This window comes from Seonamhaeicola aphaedonensis, from assembly GCF_003386195.1.
Taxonomy (GTDB): domain Bacteria; phylum Bacteroidota; class Bacteroidia; order Flavobacteriales; family Flavobacteriaceae; genus Seonamhaeicola; species Seonamhaeicola aphaedonensis.
On the sequence record NZ_QRDX01000005.1, the window covers coordinates 329,162 to 331,640 of the forward strand.

At 29.6% G+C, this 2,479-nt stretch carries 2 protein-coding genes; both read right to left on the reverse strand.

Annotated features, from left to right (window positions below):
- Positions 1 to 520, reverse strand: a 520-nt coding sequence (locus DFQ02_RS15220; protein ID WP_181896400.1) for a putative metal-binding motif-containing protein, incomplete at its 3' end; no start/stop codon positions are given.
- Between the two features lie 438 nt (positions 521 to 958).
- Positions 959 to 1,801: a T9SS type A sorting domain-containing protein gene (locus DFQ02_RS10290; RefSeq protein ID WP_116524339.1), complete on the reverse strand. Its 843-nt coding sequence runs from the start codon at positions 1,799 to 1,801 to the stop codon at positions 959 to 961.
- Between the last annotated feature and the right edge of the window lie 678 nt (positions 1,802 to 2,479).

The following is a 2,479-nucleotide window of genomic DNA, read 5'->3' on the forward strand; positions in this document are numbered from 1 at the left end:
CTAATCTATATTCATAACTACCAGAGCCACCTGAGGCACCAGAAATTGTAATGGAACCGTTCGAAGCACCGAAGCAGTTGGAGTTATTAGAGTTAACGGTAGCGGATAATGTGTCATCAACCATCCCATTACAGTTTTCATCAATTCCATTACAGGGTATTTCAGTTGCTCCAGGGTTTATACTACTATTGGCATCATCACAATCATCATTAGTGAGACTGTAACCGACACCGGGATTGGAACCATAATCAGTTCCGGTATCATTTTCATCACCATATCCATCCATGTCTGAGTCTATGTAATAAATTAAAAATAAATTATCATTACTTGATTCGACTAGAATTGAAGGGTTACCACCAAAAACCTTAGCATAATCAGAAATTAAGCCATAATACGGTTGATAGTTATAATTTGAAGGTGCAGTGGATCTTTTTAAGTAAATATTATCTGCAAGTAGGGCGTTGCAAAATAATAGGGTACTTAAGATATAAAGAAACTTAAAAAAGTATTTTCTCTTCATAAACAGTTAATATTTAGGGCGTCGCACAAATAATATACCTTTTAAGAACAATTTTCTTAAAAGATATAAATTATTTAGGTTTATGTGCTATTAACCAATTTTAAGAGGGATGTAAAATTATTACTACGGTCTATGATTAACAAAAATACTCGTTGAAATACCTTTTTAATCTATAGATAGGTTAGTCATAATTTTAAATGGATTAATTACTTGTAAAACAGTTCATTGCAAAATTACCTACCCGTAAGTTGTTTTATTTTTTTATAGTCCTATTTTACGTTGACGAATATATGATAAATATTTTAAAAAACATCCACAAAAAGCAAAAAAAATCGACAAAATACATATTTATCAATTTTTGTAATCTATTTAAAATACTGATTATCTGTTTTTTAAGTTTGTTTTTGAAGGATAAAACTTAATTTTGGTTTTATTCTTTTAATTTTTTATTATTTTTCTAATAATTTTCCCTTTTTCAGTACCTACTTCTAATAGGTAAATTCCTGTTTTTAGTTCAGATAAATCAACACGTTTCGATTTAATATTTTTGTATATTAATTGTCCGGTAATGTTATACAGATTCATGCTGCTTATTACATTTGCGTTGTCTAAATCAATATTAATGATATCTTTCGTAGGGTTTGGTGTAATAGACAGCTTGAATGCTTTAAAATCATCAATCCCTAAAACTTCATCACCTACAACATTCATAACGTATTGGTCACTAACTATTGTAGGGTCTGTCCACCCAGCACATTCTGAAAAACTAATATAACTATCGTCATTTTGTCCTGCAGAATTCGTTCCTATAAAGAAAAGTTCACCTGTATTTGTTCCACTATCTGGTGCGAAAACTTCAAATACAATAGTAGAATTAGAAGGTATTGATACAGATAGGGGTACGCTAACTACTTGAAGATTATTACTGGCATTACAAATATGAGTTGTACTAGCTTGTTCTGTTAAAACGGCATTAGTTAAATCATCGGTATTGGCTGTATGAATTTTTAATGTTATTTCTTTCCCCGTATCAGCAGATCCTTGTCCAAACTGAACGGAAGTGATTTGAAAATTTCCTGTTACTGAAAAATCTGAAAGATTGTATGCTCTGTAAAACGAATTATCGTTATAGGTGTTTGGGTTAAGTCCTCCTGGATTCCAACAGGCATTTCCTGAACCTTCAACCAAATTAGGGTTTACAGACTGAGTTAAGGTTGTTTGGGCATTTAGATTTACACTTAAAAACAATAATAGTGCAATAAAAAAGTAATTTTTATTCATAATTGTATAGGCTATAGTTTATGTTGCAAAGATATAATATAAAAGGATTCAATATTAACAGTTAATAGGAGTGAACAAGTAGTTGGTCTAAAAAGTATGTTTTTAAGTCAAATTGTAATATATAAAAGTATCGGATATACAATGTTATTTTTATTAATATAGATATTTGGCAATGTTTAAAATTGCTTGCTTAAACCTCAGATAGAAATAGTTTAAAAACAGTTTTTGTTGTAAGTATTGTAGAATATAAAGCTAATAAAATAAATATAATTTTCTATTAAAATATTGCGTTTTTGAATCTAAAAATGAATATTTCAAGTATAAAAAAACGGTTTAGAGTGAACTAAACCGTTTGTTTTGGGTGATTTAAGAATTGTAGCGAGATCGAGATTTGAACTCGAGACCTCCGGGTTATGAACTCCAATAAATCAATTTTAAAGACAGTTTTACTGGGCTCACAAGCCATTATTTTATAAAATCGTATGCAAAAACGTATGCAGTTTCAAGTTTTCAGATTACAATAATTACTGCAATTTAATGAATTTATAGAAGTATGAAAAATCATATTTTTTAACTCAGTTCTTCTTAAGTTTACAATCTCTTAATTTTAGATTATAAATCAGAAAGAACAAAAGAGAGGAGTAAGATTAATATAGCCGTAGGAACTTGCGATTCCGT

What these genes read in the sequence shown, in the direction of transcription:
- DFQ02_RS10290 (WP_116524339.1), bottom strand. Translation starts at nt 1,801, where the DNA reads ATGAATAAAAATTACTTTTTTATTGCACTATTATTGTTTTTAAGTGTA.